Below are 21,380 nucleotides of genomic sequence, written 5' to 3' on the forward strand. Positions count from 1 at the left end.
CAGATGAAACGCATACTATTTGAACTTGTTTTTATCGCAACGACTTGGTATATCTTTTTACCACCCTTCAATCTGACTAGTTGGGAATTCATCTTCTTTCTCTGTGGGCATTTGGTGGTGATGGGGATTTTGTTTAGTTTCCGCAAGGATACCAATCTCCTCAAAACTGTTCACCTACGCCATGGCAAGGCTACCAAAGATCTCAATCTAGAAGGATTCCTTTTTACCAAACTTAGTAGAGGATTGTTTCTGGCTGCAGGTATCATCTTTGCCCTTGCTGGTCTGGTAAGCCTGGTAACCTCTAGCTTTTTCCAAGCAAAAAATTATGCTAATGTGGTATCTATCACAGAAAAAGATTTTAAAGATTTTCCCAAGAGTGATACCAGCAAGGTTCCAATCCTAGATCGGAGTACCGCCGAAAAGATTGGAGACCGTTATCTAGGCTCTCTGACGGATAAGGTCTCCCAGTACGTAGCAGCAGATACTTATACCCAGTTGACGGTTGATGGCAAGCCCTATCGGGTTACACCTTTGGAGTATGCCGACCCGATCAAATGGTTTAATAATCAGTCCAAGGGAATTGGCGAGTATATCAAGGTTGATATGGTGACAGGAAATGCGGAATTGGTGGATTTAAAAACGCCAATGAAGTATTCAGACTCTGAGTATTTTAACCGAGACGTCAAACGTCATCTTCGGATCAAGTACCCAACCAAGATTTTTAAAACGCCTTCCTTTGAGGTGGATGATGAAGGCAATCCTTACTATGTAGCAACCGTTTATCAAAAACAGTTTGGTCTAGGAGTCCCTCGTCCTTCGTCTGTTATTATCTTAGACGCCACCAATGGAGAAACCAAGGAATACAGCTTGGATGAAGTCCCAGAATGGGTGGATCGTGTCTATCCAGCAGAAGAAACCATCGAACAAATCAACTACAACGGTAAGTATAAAGACGGCTTCTGGAATGCCTTGATTTCTAAGAAAAACGTTACCCAAACGACAGAAGGCTATAACTATCTTTCTATCGGAAATGACATTTATCTCTACACTGGGGTGACTTCAGCCAACGCTGACGAAAGTAATCTAGGATTTATCCTTGAAAATATGCGCACTGGTGAAATCACCAAGTACAATCTAGCATCAGCAACCGAAGAATCAGCCCGTGCTTCTGCAGAGGGAGCAGTGCAAGAGAAGGCCTACAAGGCTACCTTCCCTATTCTTGTCAATCTCAATGACAAGCCTCTTTATATCATGGGCTTGAAAGATAACGCAGGCTTGGTCAAGGAGTATGCATTGGTCGATGCCGTGGAGTATCAAAATGTCATCGTAGCAACTACGGTAGATGAACTCCTCAGCAAGTATGCCAATAAAAATGACCTCGACCTGGATAATGAAACGGTAGAAAACATCAAGGGAGTGGTTTCAGATCTTAAATCAGCTGTCATCAAGGGGGATACCGTCTACTTCTTTAAAGTTGATGGGAAGATTTATAAGGTCAAGGCTTCCGTATCAGATGACCTTCCTTACCTTGAAAATGGCCAATCCTTTGAAGGTCAAGTTGGAAAAGATAATTATCTCAAGACCTTTAAAGTACAATAATACTCTTCAAAAATCAAATTCAAACTACGTCAGCGTCGCCTTGCCGTACTCAAGTACTGCCTGCGGCTAGCTTCCTAGTTTGCTCTTTGATTTTCATTGAGTATAAAAATAGGTTTTCTCAGTTCAAGGAGAAAAAAGATAAATTCTTATCTATCTTAACAAGCTTAGCTGGCACAGCCCTTGTTCTCGTGGCTATCTGGTTAGGATGGCCAAAATAAACAGAGAAACCTCGGTGTGAACCGAGGTTTTTAAGATGAAATTCTTGGTCGTGATTGAAAAATATGCTACACTAACAATATGAAAATTTTAATCCCAACAGCAAAAGAAATGAACACAAACCATCCTTGTATCGAAGCGCTTCCCTTGAGGGAAGAAAGTCAGGCAGTTCTTGACTCACTGGCGCACTACTCAGCTAGTGAATTAGAGACTTTTTATAAGGTATCTGCCGAGAAAGCAGAAGAAGAGTACAGCCATATTCAAGCTCTAAAAGATCGAAGGGCTAAGCATTATCCAGCCTTGAAACTCTTTGACGGTCTCATGTATCGCCACATCAAACGAGATGGGTTAACCGAGGCTGAACAAACCTATCTTGAAAATCATGTCCTGATTACCTCGGCTTTATACGGTGTTGTCCCTGCCTTATTTCCCATGGCTCCTCACCGTTTGGACTTCTTGATGAAGTTAAAAGTGGCTAGAAAAACCCTAAAGACTCATTGGAAATCAGCCTATGATGAGGCACTTCAGGACGAGGACTTGATATTCTCACTCCTATCATCAGAGTTTGAAACCGTATTTTCGAAGGAAATTAGAGAAAAGATGGTGACCTTCAAATTTATGGAGGACAAGGCAGGCCAGTTGAAAATCCACTCAACCATTTCAAAAAAAGCCCGTGGTGCCTTTTTGACCGCCTTGATAGAGGGGCAAATCCATACAGTCGAACAAGCTCGCAAGCTCAGTTTTGCAGGCTTTGACTACCGACCTGATTTATCAAATGATTTAGAACTCGTCTTTGTTAAACAAGCATAAAACCAGCTCATTCGAGCTGGTTTTTGCTGGATTAGTTGATGGCTGCAAGAAGGTCGTCAGCTTGTTTTGCAAGTGATGAAGCAGTTGCTTCTTCTAACACCAATTTTCCGTCTGCCCAAGCAGAGTCATTGACACGAGCAGCTGTAAAGTCACCAACGACTTGTGTACGGATAAATGGCAAGAGGTCTTTGTAAATAGCAAAGAGTTGATCGTGACCGGCATTGGCTACAGATGAGACAGTAACAAACTTGTCTTGGAGGGCAGAAACGCCACGTGTATCAGACAAGTCAAGGGCACGAGAGAGCCAGTCAAGCAAGTTTTTCACGGTTCCAGGGATAGAGAAGTTGTAGACTGGAGAGAAGATCCAGATAGCATCCGCAGCAAGGACTGCTTCACGAGCAGCAGCTACAGCTGGATGAGTTGGAACTTCCAAATCTTGGCTGAAGAGAGGAACAGCTGAGTAATCAAGATAGCTAACTTCTACTTTACCAGCAAGTGCTTTTTCAGCTTCGAGGGCCATTTGGTGGTTGAAAGAACCTTGGCGTAGTGAACCGACGATAAATAATACTTTTTTAGACATGATGTGTCTCCTTTAGTAAAAAATTTAAAGAGCGAACTCTTTTGTTACCATCTATGTTACAACAAATGATACTAATTAGCAATAATTTTGCTCACAAATTTTTAAATTTTTTTAAAATGCGGATTAAGTCTTCCTTTTCGCCATCTTCCAAGATGCTGAGTGCTTCTACGATAGAATCGATATGGTCAGGAAGAACCTCTTCGATTTTTCTGCGTCCTGCAGGTGTTAATTTCAGGAAAAAGGATCGACGATCCTTGGGGTCGCAAGTTCTAGAAATCCACCCATCTCGAACCATATTTCGAATGACGACAGTCATGTTTCCAGAAGTGGCTAACATTTTTTCAATCAAATCCTGAATGCGTAGTTCCCCCTTGCTATAGAGGGTTTCCAAAACTGAAAATTGGGTGGGTGTTAGCCCGTGTTCTTTAGCAGCTTTGGCTTCATAAGGTTTAAAAGTTCGTATGGCTTTATTGAGGACGATAGCTGTTTTTAAGTCTAATTGATTATCGGAAATTTTCTCTTTCAAATATTGTTTCATAAGGCTATTTTATCAATAATGAGAGAGAAAAACAAGAACTTACATTTTATAGGAAAAGAATCTTAGAATGTTCCCGTCTTCACTTGTAATAAAGAAGGAGAGATGGTAAAATAGACGAGTGAAACTAAGACAGAAAAAAGCAAAAAACAAGCTACTTATACAATATGGAATCGGCATTGCTCTGGTAGTACTAGTCATGACGACTTCATTCCTTTATCTGATATCACTCAGCATGAAACCCTATCAAGATGCTAGACTTGAGGGAGAAAAACTGGCCAAGCAGTATGCAGAATTGGAAAAGGCAGATCAGGTTGATTTCTACAATGGTCTAGAGGGCTATTACAGTGTTCTGGGACATAATAAAAAGCAAGAGGCCATTGCCGTACTGATTGAAAAGAATGACCACAAGATTTATGTTTATCAGCTTGATAAGGGGATTTCTCAAGACAAGGCAGTGACGATTTCGAGGGAAAAAGGAGCTAGCGACATTGACAAGATTACTTTTGGTCGTTATCAGGATAAGCCGATTTGGGAAGTTAAGTCAGGAAACCAGTACTATCTGGTTGACTTTGAAACAGGAGCAGTGATCCAATAAGGAGGGCATATGAAACTATCCAAACGTGTACTAGAAATGGAAGAAAGCGTCACTCTAGCCAGTGATGCAAGAGCCAAAGCATTAAAAGCTCAGGGAAAAGATGTTCTTTTCTTAACCTTGGGACAGCCTGATTTTCATACTCCTGAAAACATTCAGGAGGCAGCGGTAGGAGCGATTCGAGATGGACGTGCTTCCTTCTATACAGTTGCTTCAGGCCTACCAGAGTTAAAAGCGGCGGTTAATACCTATTTTGAACGCTACTATGGGTATTCCGTAGCGGCTAACGAGGTTACCTTTGCCACTGGTGCTAAGTTCTCTCTCTACACCTTCTTTATGGCTGTGGTCAATCCAGGTGATGAGGTCATTATTCCTACACCATACTGGGTCAGCTATGGAGACCAGGTCAAAATGGCAGAAGGAGTGCCAGTCTTTGTCCAGGCAAAGGAAGACAATCACTTTAAAGTAACAGTAGAGCAGCTAGAAGCAGCGCGAACAGATAAGACCAAGATCTTAGTTCTCAATTCACCATCGAATCCGACCGGTATGATTTACTCTCGTGAGGAACTCTTGGCTATCGGAAATTGGGCTGTTGCGCATGATGTCCTTATCTTAGCAGATGATATTTATGGTCGTTTGGTTTATAACGGGAACGAATTTGTTCCAATTTCTAGTCTGTCAGAAGCCATTCGCAAGCAAACCATCGTGATTAACGGTGTATCTAAGGCCTATGCCATGACTGGTTGGCGGGTAGGTTATGCTGTGGGAAATCCTGAAATTATTGCTGCCATGAGCAAGCTAACAGGACAAACAACCTCAAACCTGACTGCTGTATCACAATATGCTACCATTGAAGCCCTAACTGGGCCACAAGACTCTGTCGAAACCATGCGCCAAGCATTTGAGGAACGGTTGAATACCATCTATCCTCTTTTGTGCCAAGTGCCAGGATTTGAAGTTGTCAAGCCCCAAGGAGCCTTCTATCTTTTCCCAAATGTAAAAAAAGCGATGGAGATGAAGGGCTATACCGATGTGACGGACTTTACAACAGCTATTCTTGAGGAAGTCGGTCTGGCTTTGATTACAGGAGCAGGATTTGGGGCGCCAGAAAATGTTCGTCTCAGTTATGCCACTGACTTGGACACCTTGAAAGAAGCTATTCGTCGCTTGCATCAATTTATGGAAAAATAAAACTTAGAATCTTCGCCTTTTTGGCGAAGATTTTTTGTAACGAAAATCTCGCGAATTTTCTCTAGTCGAACCTAGCTATCAGAGTCTATTTGTGGTAAAATAATGAGTAATGACGTCTTCGGACAAGTTAAAGAAAAGGAAGATAAAACATGACAAAACGTGTAACAATTATCGAAGTAAAAGACTACGTTGGTCAAGAAGTGACCATTGGGGCCTGGGTTGCCAACAAATCAGGAAAAGGAAAAATTGCCTTCTTGCAATTGCGTGATGGAACAGCCTTTTTCCAAGGAGTAGCCTTCAAACCAAACTTTATTAAAAAATTCGGCGAAGAAGTTGGTCTTGAAAAATTTGAAACGATCAAACACTTGAGCCAAGAGACTTCTGTTTATGTGACAGGAATTGTCAAAGAAGATGAGCGTTCTAAGTTTGGCTATGAGCTCGATATCACAGACATCGAAGTGATCGGTGAATCTCAAGACTACCCAATCACTCCAAAAGAACACGGAACAGACTTCTTGATGGACAACCGTCACTTGTGGCTCCGTTCTCGTAAGCAAGTAGCGGTCATGCAAATCCGTAACGCTATTATCTATGCAACTTATGAGTTCTTCGACAAGAACGGCTTCATGAAGTTTGATAGCCCAATCCTTTCAGGAAATGCAGCAGAAGATTCAACAGAACTCTTTGAAACAGACTACTTTGGGACTCCAGCCTACTTGAGCCAGTCAGGTCAGCTTTATCTTGAAGCGGGTGCTATGGCCCTTGGTCGTGTCTTTGACTTTGGACCAGTATTCCGTGCGGAGAAATCTAAGACTCGCCGTCACTTGACTGAGTTCTGGATGATGGATGCAGAGTACTCCTACTTGACACACGATGAATCACTTGACTTGCAAGAAGCTTATGTCAAAGCCCTTCTTCAAGGTGTTCTCGACCGTGCTCCTCAAGCCTTGGAAACTTTGGAACGTGATACAGAGCTTTTGAAACGCTACATTGCAGAGCCATTCAAACGCATCACTTACGATCAAGCCATTGACCTTTTGCAAGAGCATGAAAACGATGAAGATGCTGACTACGAGCATTTGGAACATGGAGATGACTTTGGTTCACCACACGAAACGTGGATTTCAAACCACTTTGGTGTACCAACCTTCGTTATCAACTACCCAGCAGCTATCAAAGCCTTCTACATGAAACCAGTTCCTGGAAATCCAGAGCGCGTGCTTTGTGCAGACTTGCTCGCACCAGAAGGGTATGGAGAAATCATCGGTGGTTCTATGCGTGAGGAAGACTATGATGCCCTTGTCGCTAAGATGGAAGAACTTGGTATGGATCGTACAGAGTACGAATTCTACCTTGACCTTCGTAAATACGGTACTGTACCACACGGTGGATTTGGTATCGGGATCGAGCGTATGGTAACTTTCGCAGCTGGTACAAAACACATCCGAGAAGCGATTCCATTCCCACGTATGTTGCATCGTATCAAACCATAAACTAGTAAAAAGAAGATGATTTCATCTTCTTTTTTCACTTTTATCTTGCTATCTATCAGTTTTTCTAGTATAATAGTTTATTGTGAGCAAACCTCACTTACCCCTTGCAAAGACTAGGGGTCATTAGACCAAAAGGAGGAACATATCAATGGCTAAATACGAAATTCTTTATATCATTCGTCCAAACATTGAAGAAGAAGCGAAAAACGCTTTGGTAGCACGTTTTGACTCTATCTTGACTGACAACGGTGCAACTGTTGTTGAATCAAAATCATGGGAAAAACGTCGTCTTGCATACGAAATCCAAGATTTCCGTGAAGGACTTTACCACATCGTTAACGTTGAAGCAAACGACGACGCAGCTCTTAAAGAGTTTGACCGTCTTTCAAAAATCAACGCTGACATTCTTCGTCACATGATCGTCAAACTTGACGCGTAAGAAGGTAAATTATGATTAACAATGTTGTACTTGTAGGGCGTATGACACGTGACGCTGAGTTACGTTATACCCCATCAAATGTAGCAGTTGCGACTTTTACTCTTGCAGTAAACCGTACATTTAAGAGTCAAAATGGCGAACGTGAGGCTGATTTCATCAATGTCGTTATGTGGCGCCAACAGGCTGAAAATCTTGCTAACTGGGCTAAGAAAGGCTCTCTTATCGGGATCACAGGCCGTATCCAGACTCGTAGTTACGATAACCAGCAAGGACAACGTGTCTACGTAACAGAAGTCGTGGCTGAGAATTTCCAAATGTTGGAAAGCCGCGGAGTGCGTGAAGGACATACAGGTGGAGCTTATTCTGCACCAACTGCTGGTCAATCAGCACCTGCAAATCCAGTACCAGACTTTTCACGTTCTGAAAATCCCTTTGGAGCAACCAATCCATTGGACATTTCAGATGATGATTTACCATTCTAATGGACAATTAATACTATAAAGGAGAAAAAACATGGCTCAACAACGTCGTGGCGGATTCAAACGCCGTAAAAAAGTTGATTACATCGCAGCAAACAAAATTGAATATGTTGATTACAAAGATACTGAGCTTCTTAGCCGTTTCGTTTCAGAACGTGGGAAAATCCTTCCTCGTCGTGTAACAGGAACTTCAGCTAAAAACCAACGTAAAGTAACAACAGCTATCAAACGCGCTCGCGTAATGGCTTTGATGCCTTTCGTAAACGAAGATTAAAGAAAAGACCCTTACGGGTCTTTTTTTCACGAGCATGGAAATAAGAAGGTGAGTTCGGTCTGAGTGGACCTCTTTTTCAGATTTTTATGGGACTTTGTTAGAAAGGTTTCCTGTTAACATAGTAAGATTCTTTTGTCTTACTAGATTTTTTCTTTTAATCTTTATTATCGTGCTATAATGGTAGGAGAAAGCTATAAAGGAGCAGCTTATGAAGACGACATGTTCAATTAGAAAAATGCAAGAATCTGACATACAAGAACTATCTCGAGGATTTATCAGCCAAGGTTGGCCAAGTAGAGAGGAGATTTTAACTCGATACTTTAAGGAGCAAGAAAGTGGGGAGAGAGAAGTCTTAGTTGCAGAGGTTGAGGGTGCTTTAGCGGGTTATATCACAATTTTGTCCTGCGCTAAGCAGGGGCCTTTTGCAGAAATCTATCCAGAACTCTCAGATTTTAATGTCTTTGAACCTTTTCAAAATCAAGGTATTGGAAATCTCTTGCTGGAAGAAGCAGAAAAACAAGTTAGGCTCATATCGGATAAGGTGACCCTTGGTGTTGGGCTCCATTCAGGGTATGGACCTGCCCAGAGATTGTACATCAAACGAGGCTATATTCCAGATGGGACGGGTGTTTGGTATCAGAACCATCAACCGGCCATGAATGCGGTTTGTGAAGATATCGGAGAATTGGTCTTGTATCTGTCGAAAAATTTGTTTTAAGACAGATTTTATAAGGTTTAAATTTTAAATATAGTAAACAACAATCACAGTCCCTTTTTCATTCGAAAAAGGAATTTTTTTGTTTGAAATTGTTTGATTTATTCCTCAAAGTGGTAAAATATAATTGTTTGAATTATCAAGATAAAAATAAATATCAAAAAAAACATATAAGGTTTAGTTTTTTTAAATACGGATTCTTTTGAAAAGTCTTAAAATTTCCTAAAATAAGGCTTTTTAAAGGTTGTAAATAATATTGTTACAAAAAGGTTACAAATTGTTAAAATTAAATTAAATGCAATAATATAATTTGGAAAAAATTTGACATATAAATTAATTGACGGTAAAATAATTAAGATAATCAAATTAATTGATTTGCGCAATAATTCGATATAAAGATTAATCTGATGTGTCAAATTTTATTATAGTAGAAGGATAGCGTAATGAAGAAACTGAAAGTGATGGTTGTTTTTGGAACACGACCAGAAGCTATTAAAATGGCCCCTTTAGTGTTAGAATTGCAAAAACATAGTGACAGCATTGAGACGATCACAGTTGTGACAGCTCAGCACCGTCAAATGCTTGATCAAGTTCTTGAAACGTTTAGCATCGAGCCACATTATGACCTGGATATTATGGGGAAAAATCAATCCCTCTTAGACATTACTGGAAAAATTTTAGAAAAGTTTGATCCAGTTGTTAAGCAAGAACTTCCAGATATAATTCTTGTTCATGGAGATACAACAACAACTTTTGCAGCAAGTTTAGTTGCTTTCTATAATCAGGTACGAATCGGCCACGTTGAAGCTGGCCTAAGGACATTTGATAAGTATTCTCCTTTCCCAGAAGAAATGAATCGTCAGATGACTGATAACCTAGCGGATCTCTATTTTGCTCCAACTAGTGAGAGTAAAGAAAATCTCCTCAAGGAAAATCACCCTGAGTCTGCTATTGTCATTACGGGAAATACAGCCATTGATGCCTTGAAACTAACCGTTCAATCGGATTACTATCATGAAGTTTTAGATCAATTGGATCCAGATAAGAAACTTGTATTAGTAACCATGCATCGTCGTGAGAATCAAGGTCAACCAATGAGAAATGTCTTTGCAGCTTTACGTGAGATGGTCGATCTTCATCAGGAAATTGAAGTTGTTTATCCTGTTCACCTTAGCCCTGCTGTGCAAGAAGCAGCAAACGATATCTTAGCTGGTCACGATCGTATTCACTTGATTGAGCCTTTAGATGTACTTGATTTTCATAATTTGGCTTCAAGAAGCTATTTTATCATGACTGACTCTGGAGGTGTTCAGGAAGAGGCGCCTTCTCTCGGCAAACCTGTCCTTGTCCTTCGTGACACAACGGAACGTCCAGAAGGTGTTCGTGCAGGAACCTTGAAGCTAGTTGGTACGGATCCAGTACGTGTGAAAGAAGCGATGGCAGCACTCTTAACAGATGAAACTCTTTATAGACAAATGTCTCAGGCACCAAATCCTTATGGAGATGGAAGAGCCTCTGAACGAATCGTACAATCCATTCAACAGTACTTTGGGGCAGCGACTTCTGTATCGGAATTCAAAGGGGGGAAATAAGATAAAATGAAAAATTGGAGTCAATTTAAAAACTGGCTTATGGCTTTGCTTGCTTGTGAGGTCATTCTTTTGGTGCTTTGTTTTTTGTATGCTCGAGCAATCATTTTAGAACAAATCTTTTTTTTAGCTTTAGCCTTGTTTGCAGTGTTGGTATTATCTGACCTTTTGCTTACTTGGACCCTTATCTTAGCATTTGGTTTTGGACTTATCGTTTTGGTTGCGGGTGTGGTTTATATCCCGATCATTCAACTGGTCTTTTTATTAATCAGTTTTCCTCTTTTGATTGGGATTCTACTTAAGGTTCGTTATTATTTCTTCAAGGTGGCCTCAAAGGTACAAGAACAGGAAGACGAAGCGCGAGCAGATTACCAAGCGATGGTCACTGAACAAAGTGATGTTACGGTTCAATCTCTATTGATTCATTGGGCACATGAAGATTTGTTCTTCCAGATTAAACCGAAAGAACATAACCAGATGCTCAGTAGCATTCAAGAGGTAATTGCTCAGGAATTGAGCTACAATGATAAACTCTATTACGTTTCGGATGGTAATTTTCTCGTTCTATCCAGTAAAAGCCAACATTCTTTGAAGGAACTTTATTTGAATGGTTTGCAGGAGAAACTGAGCAGTTTAGTTTTTCATGGAGAAGATGGCAATCAAGGAATTCAGTTCCAAACAGGCTATTTGGTGATTAACTCTGATAATAAAGATAAATACCAAGACTACGCGGATGTCGCCAGTCATCTCAAACGTCAACTAGAGACAGATGTAATTGTGGAATATTAGGAGGGGAACATGACTTTAACCGAACTATTTTTTGGTATTGCTTTGGGACTCAGTCTCGCCTTTGGCATTTGTTTTATCATACTATTTATTGCATACAATATTCTTTACCATCGAGTAAACAAAAATTTTAAGGCGGTGAATCATGATTAGTCAAATGTTAATGATTTTTACCTTGCTTACAATTTGGATTTCTCTAGCATGGGGCTTGGTAATTCTCTTTTCGGCAGTACACTTTTGGTTTAAACACAGTGATTTTCGTGTAGACACTTCGCCTCTACCTTATTATCCTAAGGTAACGATTGTTGTTCCTGCCCATAATGAGGATGTGGTTATTGCCCAAACGGCAAAAGCTATCTTGGATATGAACTATCCTCACGACCGTGTGGAGTTGCTCTTGTTTGCGGATAACTGTTCGGATAACACCTATGCAGAATGTTTGTCTGTACAAGCCATGCCTGAATATGCAGGAAGAAATCTAACCATTATCGACCGTACTGGTACGGGAGGAAAAGCGGGCGTTCTAAACGATGCTTTGGAGATGGCAACAGGCGAATACATCTGTGTTTATGATGCAGATGCCATGCCTGAAAAAAATGCTCTTTATTTCCTTGTCAAAGAAGTTATGAAGGATCCAGAACGTCATGTGGCATCTTTTGGCCGCAACAAGACTCGAAACGCCAACCAAAATTTCTTGACTCGTTGTATCAACCAAGAGATCGTTGTTACTCAGCGCGTGCACCACGTTGGGATGTGGCATCTCTTTAAAATTGGGCGTATCCCAGGAACCAACTTTATCATTCAAACCGACTTTGTAAAGAGTATCGGTGGTTGGAAAAATGGTGCCTTAACTGAGGATACCGATATTTCCTTCAAAATCATGCAGAGTGGTAAATTGATTGCCCTTGCCTATAATTCAGAGGCTTTCCAACAAGAACCTGAGACCTTAAAGAGTTACTATATGCAGCGGAAACGTTGGGCTAAAGGAAACTACGAAGTTGTTCTCTCAAACTTTAAGCATTTATTTGACAGAGCAAACTGGCGTGTCAAACTAGAGGTCTTTAACTATTCATGTGTCTTCTTTTGGTTTAACTTTGCCATTGTCCTATCGGATTTGATTTTCCTAGCGAATGTGCTAGCGATCTGCCTTAATCTTTTCTTCCCAGATGTCAGGGTTCCGTTCGCTTTTGATGCGGACAATATCTACATCGCCCAGCTTATGCTCTTCAACTGGATACTCATGATTGGTCTTTATTTGATGCAAATTATGACAGCATTGGCAAGTCAGTTTGGACAAGCGACGACTAAACAAATCTGGTTGGCTTTGGCTGCCTATTTCACTTATGCACAGATGTTTATCGTTGTTTCCATTGATTCCATTTCTTCAATCGTGCTGGATAAAGTACTCCGACGAAAAGAAACCAAGTGGGTTAAAACCAAACGATTTGCAGGATAGGAGGTTCTATGAAAACGAATAAATTAAAATATGTCTGGTTTGTGCTCATCCTTTCTATCTTTTGTTTAGCCTTGTTTTTAGCAAGAGGAAGGACTAAAATTGAGATGCGTAATCGAATTTACAGCCAATGGAGCCAACAGTTTCTCGTTACAAAAGGCGATCAGTCTTATGTTCGTACGACGAGTGATTCGGAGGGAACAACAGTTCTATCTGAAGCCCAAAGTTACGGCATGCTCATAACGGTTTTAGCAGCCCAAAAAGGGCAAGCAAGTCAAGCAGATTATGAGAGTCTTTATCGCTATTATCAAAATCATCGTATTGAGGGAACGCAGTTGATGTCTTGGAAGCAAGTGATCAAAAATGATAGCGAAACGGTCGAGAAACAAAATGCAACTGATGGAGATCTCTATATCGCTTATTCTTTAATTGAAGCTGCCAAACAGTGGCCAGATAAGGCGCAGGAATACCAAGAGCAAGCTAAAAAAATCTTGGATGATATCCTTAAGTACAACTACAATGAAGAGACAGGTGTTTTAACAGTAGGAAACTGGGCAAACAAGGATTCTGATTATTATTACTTGATGCGGACATCTGATACTCTTCCTCACTATTTCCAGTCTTTCTATGACCTGACTGGAAACAAACAGTGGTTAGATGTTAAGGATAAGATGCTTGGGCAATTGGAGCAAATCAGTTCTCATTCTGATACGGGTCTCTTGCCAGACTTTATCTGGGCTGAGAAGTCAGGGGCACGTCTTGTTGATGCCAACACTATCGAATCTCAATACGATGGGGCGTACTCTTATAACGCTTGCCGTTTGCCTTATCACTTGTCACAGAGCCAGGATGAAAGAAGCCAAAAACTCGTTCAAAAGATGATGGATTTCTTTATGAAAGAGCAACGCATTTATGCTGGCTATGACTTGAATGGAACGGCCCTCAATCAATACCAGGCAGGTAGTTTCTTGGCACCGATTACCTACGCGTCTGACAAGGGAGAAGGCTATCTGAAACTTCTTCAGCAAAATAAATACATTTTCACACAAGATTTACCTTCGGACAACTACTATGATGCAACGATGATTACCATGATTGCTCTAGAGATGTTCTAGGATGAAAAGAGAGGGCTAGTTTTTCTGGCTCTCTTTTTGATAGGATTTTCATCTTTTTTCATAAAGGGAATTTCATCAGCTTTATGGTATAATGGAAAGAGTGATGGAAAAGAGGTAGAGAGATGGATGCGAAATTAAAATACAAGGCAAAAAAGATTAAAATCGTCTTTTTTGATATTGATGATACCTTGCGTACGTCAAAGACAGGTTTTATTCCAGCTACAATTCCCACTGTCTTTAAACAGTTACGTGAAAAAGGAATTTTAACAGGAATTGCCTCTGGTCGTGGTATTTTCGGTGTCGTTCCAGAGATTCGAGAGCTCAAACCTGACTTTTTTGTAACCCTAAATGGGGCCTATATAGAAGATAAAAAAGGTCAGGTCATTTATCAACATCAGATTGACAAGTCAGATGTTGAGGAGTACATTTCTTGGACGAAGGAAGAGGGAATTGAGTATGGTTTAGTTGGAAGTCATTCTGCTAAACTCTCCACGCGAACAGAACTGATCAGTGAGGCTATTGACCCGATTTATCCGAACCTGGGTGTGGATTCTGACTTTCATGAAAAAGCAGATATATACCAGATGTGGACCTTTGAGGATAAGGGGGATGACTTGCACCTACCAGATAGTCTCTCAGGTAAACTTCGCATGGTGCGTTGGCATGAACATTCATCTGATATCGTGCCTATTTCAGGATCCAAAGCCACAGGTGTAGCCACGGTGGTGGACCATTTAGGCTTGAAACCAGAGAATGTTATGGTCTTTGGGGATGGTCTCAATGACTTGGAACTCTTTGATTATGCTGGAATCAGTATTGCTATGGGTGTTTCCCATGATAAAATCAAAGAAAAAGCAGATTATATTACAAAAACAGTAGAAGAAGATGGCATTTTTGATGCCTTAGAAGGATTTGGTATGGTAGAAAAAGAATTGCATTTCCCACAAGTAGACATTGAAACAGTAGAAGGTCCTCTTGCGACCATTAAGACCAATCACGGAGACTTGCGTATCAAGCTCTTCCCTGAACATGCTCCTAAAACAGTGGCCAACTTTGTTGCTCTGTCAAAAGACGGTTACTATGATGGTGTGATTTTCCATCGTATTATCAAGGACTTTATGATCCAAGGTGGAGACCCAACTGGTACTGGTATGGGTGGTGAGTCAATCTATGGTGACTCTTTTGAAGATGAATTTTCTGAAGAACTTTATAATATCCGTGGAGCCCTTTCTATGGCCAATGCGGGTCCAAATACCAATGGTAGCCAGTTCTTTATCGTGCAAAACCAACATTTGCCATATTCTAAGAAAGAGATTGCGCGTGGTGGCTGGCCTGAACCAATCGCTGAGATCTATGCAGAACAAGGTGGAACTCCTCACCTTGACCGCCGCCATACTGTTTTTGGGCAATTGGTAGACGCAGAATCGTTTGCGGTCTTGGATGCCATTGCAGCTGTTGAGACTGGTGCAATGGATAAACCAGTTGAAGATGTAGTAATTGAAACGATTGAAATTGAGGACTAGAATGAAAATTGGTGATAAGCTAACTGGGCGTATTACAGGAATTCAGCCCTATGGTGCCTTTGTTGAGTTAGAGACAGGGGTGACAGGGCTGATTCACATCTCGGAGATTCGGACGGGATTTATTGAAAATATCTATGACATTTTAAAAATTGGCGATGAAGTCCAAGTTCAGGTGGTGGATTTTGACGAATACACTGGGAAGGCTAGTCTTTCTATCCGTACTTTGGAAGAGGAAAAACATCAATTGCCAAGACGGAGACGTTTTTCAAATGATCGGATCAAGCACGGTTTTGCACCACTTGGACGAATGATGCCTGTTTGGACGCGTGAAGCATTGGAGCATTTAAAGAAGAAGCCATAAATACGACTATCTAAATTATTTGTGCTATTAACATAATTTGATATAATAAAAGTATGAAAGAAGAACAATTATTAAAACCAGGAGAGCGAATCAATCAGCTCATTTCGACAGATATCAAAATCATCCAAAATAGAGAGGTGTTTAGCTATTCGGTGGATAGTGTTCTTTTATCACGCTTTCCTCGCTTCCCTAAACGGGGTTTAATTGTGGACTTTTGTGCTGGAAATGGTGCAGTGGGACTTTTTGCTAGTTCACGTACTCAGGCGCGGATAATATCTGTAGAGATTCAGGAGCGCTTGGCGGATATGGCAGAGCGTTCGGTTCAGTTGAATGGCTTGGAAGAGCAGATGCAGGTCATCTGTGATGATTTGAAAAATATGCCTGCCCACATTCAGGGAAGTAAGGTGGATATGATTTTGTGCAATCCGCCTTATTTTAAGGTGGATCCGCATTCCAATCTGAACGAGAGTGAACATTACCTTCTGGCCAGACACGAAATTACGACTAACCTAAAAGAAATTTGCCGTAGTGCTCAGAGTATTCTCAAGTCTAATGGCCGTTTGGCCATGGTTCATCGTCCAGATCGGCTCTTGGATATCTTAGACATGCTTCAACGCCATAATTTAGCACCCAAGCGCCTGCAATTTGTCTATCCTAAACGTGAGAAGGAGGCTAATATGCTCTTAATCGAAGCTATCAAGGATGGATCGACCAGTGGCTTTAAGGTCTTGCCACCACTCATCGTTCACAATGATGATGGTTCTTATACACCAGAAATTCAAGAGATTTACTATGGATCATAAGGCCTATATGTATGTGGTGGAGTGTCGCGACGGTTCTTACTATACGGGCTATACAACGGATGTGAAGAGGCGCCTTGCCGTTCATAATAGTGGTAAGGGAGCCAAGTATACCCGAGCTCGCTTGCCAGTCAAACTCATCTATGTAGAGGGTTTTGCCAGTAAGGAAGAAGCCATGTCTGCCGAGGCTCTCCTCAAACGAAAGAAACGTCCTCAGAAAGAACGATTTTTATCTGAAAATCAAGAGAAAAATCTAGTCAACCATATTGATGTCTAAGGAGGAGTCTTTTGGCTCCTCTTACTTTTGTCAAAAGAGGAAAAAAGTGCTACAATAAGATGAATAAATTTAAAGAGGTATTATCATGTCTAAGATTCTAGTATTTGGTCACCAAAATCCAGACTCAGATGCCATCGGGTCATCTGTAGCCTTTGCTTACCTTGCAAAAGAGGCTTATGGATTGGACACAGAAGCAGTAGCACTTGGAACTCCTAATGAAGAAACAGCCTTCGTTTTGAACTATTTTGGTGTAGAAGCACCACGCGTCATCACATCTGCTAAAGCAGAAGGTGCAGAGCAAGTCATCTTGACTGACCACAATGAATTCCAACAGTCAGTGTCAGATATCGCTGAAGTAGAAGTTTACGGAGTTGTGGATCACCACCGTGTGGCTAATTTTGAAACTGCCAGCCCACTTTACATGCGTTTGGAACCAGTTGGATCAGCGTCTTCTATCGTTTATCGCATGTTCAAAGAGCATGGTGTAGCTGTTCCTAAAGAAATCGCAGGTTTGATGCTTTCAGGTTTGATTTCAGATACTCTTCTTTTGAAATCTCCAACAACTCACCCATCTGATAAAGTCATTGCGCCTGAATTGGCTGAATTAGCAGGCGTCAACTTGGAAGAGTACGGTCTTGCTATGTTGAAAGCTGGTACAAACTTGGCTAGTAAATCTGCTGAAGAATTGATTGATATCGATGCTAAGACCTTTGAACTCAATGGAAATAAGGTTCGTGTTGCCCAAGTCAATACTGTTGATATTGCTGAAGTCTTGGAACGCCAAGCTGAAATCGAAGCAGCAATGCAAGCGGCTAATGCAGCAAACGGCTACTCAGACTTTGTCTTGATGATTACAGACATCGTCAACTCAAACTCAGAAATTTTGGCTCTTGGATCAAACATGGACAAGGTGGAAGCTGCCTTCAACTTCAAACTTGAAAACAACCACGCTTTCCTTCCAGGTGCTGTTTCACGTAAGAAACAAGTGGTGCCTCAGTTGACTGAAAGCTTTAATGGGTAATTCTTAATGAATATTTGGAACTGTTAATTTGACTATTTATAGAAGGTGATAGCATGATGCGATTGATTGAAGGACTGCGCTTTTTGGTTGAGGTTGTGGCAATCCTTGGTCTTTTCTCCGTGTCTGTGATACAAATTTCTTGGCTGGAAAAATTCCTATTTTTTCTTCTAGCAGTTCTATTAATCTTATTTTGGGCGCGATATATGGCACCAAAATCTCCACATGCTTTTAAAAAATGGCATCGCCTCGTTGCTGAGACATCGATTTTTATTTTAGTTAGTGGTAGTTTTTGGCATTTGTATGGATTGCAAATAGGAATCCTATACTTAGCTCTGTCTTTTGGAAGTTTGGGTCTGCTTTATTATTTTCAGCTAGAGTGATTCTTATAATATATTTAATGAATTATTTAAATGGTAATTATTTGACTGGAGATTGACACGAGAAAACAGTGTTTTCCATATAGCTAAAGGGGTTTCGGCTCCTTTTTTTCTAGGAGAGAAAGATGTTAGAAAATGGTGATTTGATTTTTGTGAAGGACCTTTCAGATATGGGGCAGGCCATCCTGGCTTCTACCGGTAACTATAGTCATGTAGCCATTTTTTTGGACGGTTTCATCTACCATGCTAGTGGGCAAGCTGGTGTCATTTGTCAAGAACCAGCTGATTTTTTTGAACCAACTCATCTCTACGATCTTTATGTCTATCCAGAGCTGGAAGCTGACTTGGTAAAGGAGAGAGCTAGCAAACATTTGGGTGCACCCTATAATGCCTCTTTTTATCCGGATGGGAATGGCTTTTATTGCTCCCAGTATATCGCTGAAATCCTACCGATTTTTGAAACTATTCCCATGAAATTTGGTGATGGGGAGCAGGAGATTAGTGATTTTTGGAGGGAATATTACAGGAAACTCAAATTTCCTGTGCCTCTGAATCAGCCAGGGACCAATCCTAGTCAACTAGCAGCATCCCCTCTTTTAGAATGTAAAGAAAGGAATCTTCATGATTCAGATTTTTAATCCCTCTCGTTTGACTCGGCAGCCATTTTTTATAGATTTGGTGGACTATCTGGACCAGCATGACGATGTGATCCTTCGAGAAATCAAGGCCCAGTTTCCAGATGTAGCAGTTGATAAACTCATGGAAGAGTATATTAAGGCCGGTTTGATCCGAAGGGACAACAAACGCTATTTTCTCAATCTCTCTTTTCTAGAATCGATAGACAATCTAACCCTTGACCAAGAAATTTTTATCAGAGAGGACAGTCCAGTTTATCATGCTCTGTTAGAGAAGACTTTTGAGACAGAATTGCGCAATCAAACCAATGCTGCCATTTTAGTCGAATCTACAGATTTTGCTAGAGAAAAGATGACCCTGTCTAATTATTTCTACAAGGTCAAGAATCAATATCCTTTGACAGAAAAGCAGCAGGAACTCTATGCCATTTTGGGAGATGTCAATCCTGAGTATGCCCTCAAGTATATGACGACCTTTTTACTGAAGTTTCTCAAAAAAGACCAGCTGATACAGAAACGCCGTGATATCTTCGTTGAGAGTCTAGTCGTCTTGGGCTATGTTGTGCAAAACGAAGAAGGGAAGTATGAGTTGGCTGTTGACTTTGACAAGGAACGATTGACTTTCTATTTACCTTAATTGCTTCATTTTGAGCAGATTGTTTGACTTTACTAAAGAATAAGCATAAACTGAATGTAAGCGATAACGATTATCGTATTAAAAGCAAAGGAGACAGAGCTATGTCACTTGAAAATAAATTGGATCAAGCAACTGGTGCTATCAAAGAAGGATTTGGTAAAGTTACTGGCGATAGCAAGACAGAAGCAGAAGGTACTGTAGAAAAAACAGTTGCCAAAGCAAAAGAAGTTGTTGAAGATGCTAAAGGCGCTGTAGAAGGTGCCGTTGAAGGTCTTAAAAATTCATTTAAGAAAGAAGATTAAAAAAATCAAGGGAATGTTTCCCTTGATTTTTTTATAGATAACGTTCTGCGATAGCTGCGTCTCCGGGATAGTCTTCTTTCACTCCATTGACGATCTGGTAGCAATCAGCTCCCTTACCAGCAATAATCACGGCATCGAGTTCTTGATTTGTGATGGCCATGGCCGCCTTGATGGCTTGTTCACGATCGGCAATCTTTTCAACAGGATGACTGATATAGCTGCTGATTTCTTCAGCAATGGCCATTGGATCTTCATAGTTGGGGTCATCAGCAGTCAGAAAGACTTGAATCTCAGGATGTTGATTGAGAAGGAGTCCAAAGTCTTTGCGACGACTCTCACCCTTGTTTCCAGTCGAACCGAGAACCAGAGCGATTTTTCCAGTTTGATGGGTTTCAACCACATTGATGAGTTTCTTCAGACTGTCCCCGTTGTGGGCGTAGTCGATGAAGACCTTGGCTCCATTTTTCTGTGTGAGGACTTCCATACGTCCAGGGACCCGGGTTGCAGCGATCCCTTTTTTGATGTCCTCCAAACTAGCACCTAGACGAAGGCAGGCAAGTCCTGCAGCGACTGCATTTTCTTGATTGAAGTGACCGATGAGTTGGATATCATAATCACCAGCGAGTTTACCTGTAGCTGAAAAGCTAAAGGCTTTGGAGTTCTCGATTTGGTTACTTGACTGGCTACCATAGAAGTCATGTTCTTGATGTTCCACTTGTTCTTTCAAGACAGAAAAGTGGTCCATGTCGCTGTTAATGACAACTGCTCGGCTATTTTTCATCAAGAGACGTTTGTGGTAGAAGTAATCTTCAAAGCTAGGATGCTCAATCGGACCGATATGGTCAGGAGTGATGTTAAGAAAGACACCTACATCAAAGGTCAGACCATAGACTCGATGAACAAGATAGGCTTGGCTAGAGACTTCCATTACAAGATGGGTTCTTCCGTTCTTAACAGCCTGAGCCATCATGTCGAAAAGATCGATATTTTCAGGTGTTGAGAAGGAAGATTTAAAGAAGGTCTCACCATCCAGAGTTGTGTTCATAGTTGACAAGAGAGCTGTTGGGTAGCGTTGAGATAGGATGTGGTAAGCAAAGTAAGCAGCTGTCGTCTTTCCTTTTGTCCCTGTGAAAGCGAGAATTTTGAGTTTTTCTTGTGGATTGCCATAAAATTCCATAGCAATCAAACTCATGGCTTTTTTGATATCGTTCACAATGATGACGGGGATACCGACTTCGTAGTCCTTTTCTGCGACATACCAAGCTAATCCTTGCGTTATAGCGGATAGGAGGTATTCTTTTTTAAAGGCAGCGCCTTTGGCAAAAAAAAGAGTTCCTTCTTTTACTTTTCTGCTGTCGTAACTGATACTATCAAAAATAAGTTCACTGCAGTTGTAGTGGTAATGTCCTTGGTCAATAATCTCACGAAAAAGGCCATCTTTCTTTAAAATATCTAATACGGTTTCAATCTTAATCATACTTTCTATTATAAACTTCAAGCCCGAATTTTACAAGTAACAAGGAAAAGTTTATAATGGAAGATAAGGAACTTTTCCTAGTTATCAAAATTGAATGAGGA

At 40.9% G+C, this 21,380-nt stretch carries 26 protein-coding genes; 23 read left to right on the forward strand and 3 right to left on the reverse strand.

Annotation, left to right across the window (positions count from 1 at the left end):
* Window positions 1-3 precede the first annotated feature (3 nt).
* From B7717_RS03280 to yaaA, 3 genes are all read left to right on the forward strand, one after another.
* Window positions 4-1,599 (forward strand): hypothetical protein, encoded by a 1,596-nt coding sequence (locus B7717_RS03280; protein WP_084944182.1) that lies wholly within the window; start codon window positions 4-6, stop codon window positions 1,597-1,599.
* An 86-nt stretch (window positions 1,600-1,685) separates the two neighbouring features.
* A complete protein-coding gene (locus B7717_RS03285) occupies window positions 1,686-1,817 on the forward strand; it encodes a DUF3953 domain-containing protein (protein WP_002874755.1) in 132 nt (43 codons plus the stop codon).
* Between the two features lie 79 nt (window positions 1,818-1,896).
* Entirely contained in the window at window positions 1,897-2,625 is a 729-nt protein-coding gene (gene yaaA / locus B7717_RS03290; RefSeq protein ID WP_084944183.1) for a peroxide stress protein YaaA, read from the forward strand.
* 31 nt (window positions 2,626-2,656) lie between these two features.
* Here the strand turns inward: yaaA and B7717_RS03295 are convergent, their stop codons facing one another.
* Together B7717_RS03295 and B7717_RS03300 are read right to left on the reverse strand one after the other, a co-directional pair.
* A complete protein-coding gene (locus B7717_RS03295; protein WP_000039644.1) occupies window positions 2,657-3,205 on the reverse strand; it encodes an NADPH-dependent FMN reductase in 549 nt (182 codons plus the stop codon).
* Between the two features lie 91 nt (window positions 3,206-3,296).
* Window positions 3,297-3,743, reverse strand: coding sequence for a MarR family winged helix-turn-helix transcriptional regulator (locus B7717_RS03300; protein WP_000816318.1), 447 nt, complete (start codon window positions 3,741-3,743; stop codon window positions 3,297-3,299).
* A 118-nt stretch (window positions 3,744-3,861) separates the two neighbouring features.
* Here B7717_RS03300 and B7717_RS03305 point away from each other — a divergent pair, with 118 nt between their 5' ends.
* The 20 genes from B7717_RS03305 (at window position 3,862) to B7717_RS03400 (ending at window position 19,802) form a co-directional block, all read left to right on the forward strand.
* Window positions 3,862-4,338, forward strand: a complete 477-nt coding sequence (locus tag B7717_RS03305) for a cell wall elongation regulator TseB-like domain-containing protein (RefSeq protein ID WP_000776849.1) — start codon at window positions 3,862-3,864, stop codon at window positions 4,336-4,338.
* A 9-nt stretch (window positions 4,339-4,347) separates the two neighbouring features.
* Window positions 4,348-5,526 (forward strand): pyridoxal phosphate-dependent aminotransferase, encoded by a 1,179-nt coding sequence (locus B7717_RS03310; protein ID WP_084944184.1) that lies wholly within the window; start codon window positions 4,348-4,350, stop codon window positions 5,524-5,526.
* 149 nt (window positions 5,527-5,675) lie between these two features.
* Window positions 5,676-7,019, forward strand: coding sequence for an asparagine--tRNA ligase (gene asnS, locus B7717_RS03315; RefSeq protein WP_084944185.1), 1,344 nt, complete (start codon window positions 5,676-5,678; stop codon window positions 7,017-7,019).
* Window positions 7,020-7,167: 148 nt separating this feature from the next.
* The gene (rpsF, locus tag B7717_RS03320) at window positions 7,168-7,458 is read left to right on the forward strand and encodes a 30S ribosomal protein S6 (RefSeq protein ID WP_001151782.1); all 291 of its coding nucleotides are present in this window, start codon (window positions 7,168-7,170) and stop codon (window positions 7,456-7,458) included.
* Between the two features lie 11 nt (window positions 7,459-7,469).
* On the forward strand, window positions 7,470-7,940 hold the full coding sequence (gene ssbA / locus B7717_RS03325; protein ID WP_000609596.1) for a single-stranded DNA-binding protein SsbA: 471 nt from the start codon (window positions 7,470-7,472) through the stop codon (window positions 7,938-7,940).
* Window positions 7,941-7,971: 31 nt separating this feature from the next.
* Entirely contained in the window at window positions 7,972-8,211 is a 240-nt protein-coding gene (rpsR, locus tag B7717_RS03330) for a 30S ribosomal protein S18 (RefSeq protein WP_000068664.1), read from the forward strand.
* A gap of 208 nt (window positions 8,212-8,419) precedes the next feature.
* Window positions 8,420-8,929 (forward strand): GNAT family N-acetyltransferase, encoded by a 510-nt coding sequence (locus tag B7717_RS03335; protein ID WP_000858591.1) that lies wholly within the window; start codon window positions 8,420-8,422, stop codon window positions 8,927-8,929.
* Between the two features lie 440 nt (window positions 8,930-9,369).
* Window positions 9,370-10,518, forward strand: coding sequence for a non-hydrolyzing UDP-N-acetylglucosamine 2-epimerase (wecB, locus tag B7717_RS03340; RefSeq protein ID WP_000734436.1), 1,149 nt, complete (start codon window positions 9,370-9,372; stop codon window positions 10,516-10,518).
* 6 nt (window positions 10,519-10,524) lie between these two features.
* Window positions 10,525-11,304, forward strand: coding sequence for a hypothetical protein (locus tag B7717_RS03345; protein ID WP_000800615.1), 780 nt, complete (start codon window positions 10,525-10,527; stop codon window positions 11,302-11,304).
* Between the two features lie 142 nt (window positions 11,305-11,446).
* Window positions 11,447-12,757, forward strand: a complete 1,311-nt coding sequence (locus tag B7717_RS03350; protein WP_084944186.1) for a glycosyltransferase family 2 protein — start codon at window positions 11,447-11,449, stop codon at window positions 12,755-12,757.
* A gap of 8 nt (window positions 12,758-12,765) precedes the next feature.
* Entirely contained in the window at window positions 12,766-13,869 is a 1,104-nt protein-coding gene (locus tag B7717_RS03355) for a glycosyl hydrolase family 8 (protein ID WP_084944187.1), read from the forward strand.
* Between the two features lie 122 nt (window positions 13,870-13,991).
* Window positions 13,992-15,392, forward strand: coding sequence for a bifunctional Cof-type HAD-IIB family hydrolase/peptidylprolyl isomerase (locus tag B7717_RS03360; RefSeq protein ID WP_084944188.1), 1,401 nt, complete (start codon window positions 13,992-13,994; stop codon window positions 15,390-15,392).
* 1 nt (window position 15,393) lies between these two features.
* Entirely contained in the window at window positions 15,394-15,753 is a 360-nt protein-coding gene (locus B7717_RS03365; protein ID WP_000689619.1) for a S1 RNA-binding domain-containing protein, read from the forward strand.
* Window positions 15,754-15,806: 53 nt separating this feature from the next.
* Complete coding sequence (locus B7717_RS03370) at window positions 15,807-16,556, forward strand: tRNA1(Val) (adenine(37)-N6)-methyltransferase (protein ID WP_084944189.1); 750 nt, start codon at window positions 15,807-15,809, stop codon at window positions 16,554-16,556.
* A complete protein-coding gene (locus B7717_RS03375) occupies window positions 16,546-16,830 on the forward strand; it encodes a GIY-YIG nuclease family protein (protein WP_000349631.1) in 285 nt (94 codons plus the stop codon). Before B7717_RS03370 ends, B7717_RS03375 begins: the two co-directional genes overlap by 11 nt.
* Window positions 16,831-16,915: 85 nt before the next feature.
* Entirely contained in the window at window positions 16,916-17,851 is a 936-nt protein-coding gene (locus tag B7717_RS03380) for a manganese-dependent inorganic pyrophosphatase (RefSeq protein ID WP_000036036.1), read from the forward strand.
* 53 nt (window positions 17,852-17,904) lie between these two features.
* On the forward strand, window positions 17,905-18,231 hold the full coding sequence (locus tag B7717_RS03385) for a DUF2568 domain-containing protein (RefSeq protein WP_000985025.1): 327 nt from the start codon (window positions 17,905-17,907) through the stop codon (window positions 18,229-18,231).
* Window positions 18,232-18,353: 122 nt separating this feature from the next.
* Window positions 18,354-18,866 carry a YiiX/YebB-like N1pC/P60 family cysteine hydrolase gene (locus B7717_RS03390; RefSeq protein WP_000892222.1) on the forward strand — a complete coding sequence of 171 codons (513 nt, stop codon included), beginning with the start codon at window positions 18,354-18,356 and terminating at the stop codon, window positions 18,864-18,866.
* The gene (locus B7717_RS03395) at window positions 18,850-19,500 is read left to right on the forward strand and encodes a DUF1803 domain-containing protein (RefSeq protein ID WP_000614484.1); all 651 of its coding nucleotides are present in this window, start codon (window positions 18,850-18,852) and stop codon (window positions 19,498-19,500) included. The genes B7717_RS03390 and B7717_RS03395 overlap by 17 nt, the downstream gene beginning before the upstream one ends.
* A 101-nt stretch (window positions 19,501-19,601) precedes the next feature.
* Window positions 19,602-19,802: a CsbD family protein gene (locus tag B7717_RS03400; RefSeq protein ID WP_000051179.1), complete on the forward strand. Its 201-nt coding sequence runs from the start codon at window positions 19,602-19,604 to the stop codon at window positions 19,800-19,802.
* A gap of 31 nt (window positions 19,803-19,833) precedes the next feature.
* Here the strand turns inward: B7717_RS03400 and B7717_RS03405 are convergent, their stop codons facing one another.
* Window positions 19,834-21,279: a UDP-N-acetylmuramoyl-L-alanyl-D-glutamate--L-lysine ligase gene (locus B7717_RS03405; protein ID WP_084944190.1), complete on the reverse strand. Its 1,446-nt coding sequence runs from the start codon at window positions 21,277-21,279 to the stop codon at window positions 19,834-19,836.
* Between the last annotated feature and the right edge of the window lie 101 nt (window positions 21,280-21,380).

The sequence above is a fragment of the Streptococcus oralis subsp. oralis genome, assembly GCF_002096495.1.
Taxonomy (GTDB): Bacteria; Bacillota; Bacilli; order Lactobacillales; family Streptococcaceae; genus Streptococcus; species Streptococcus oralis_CU.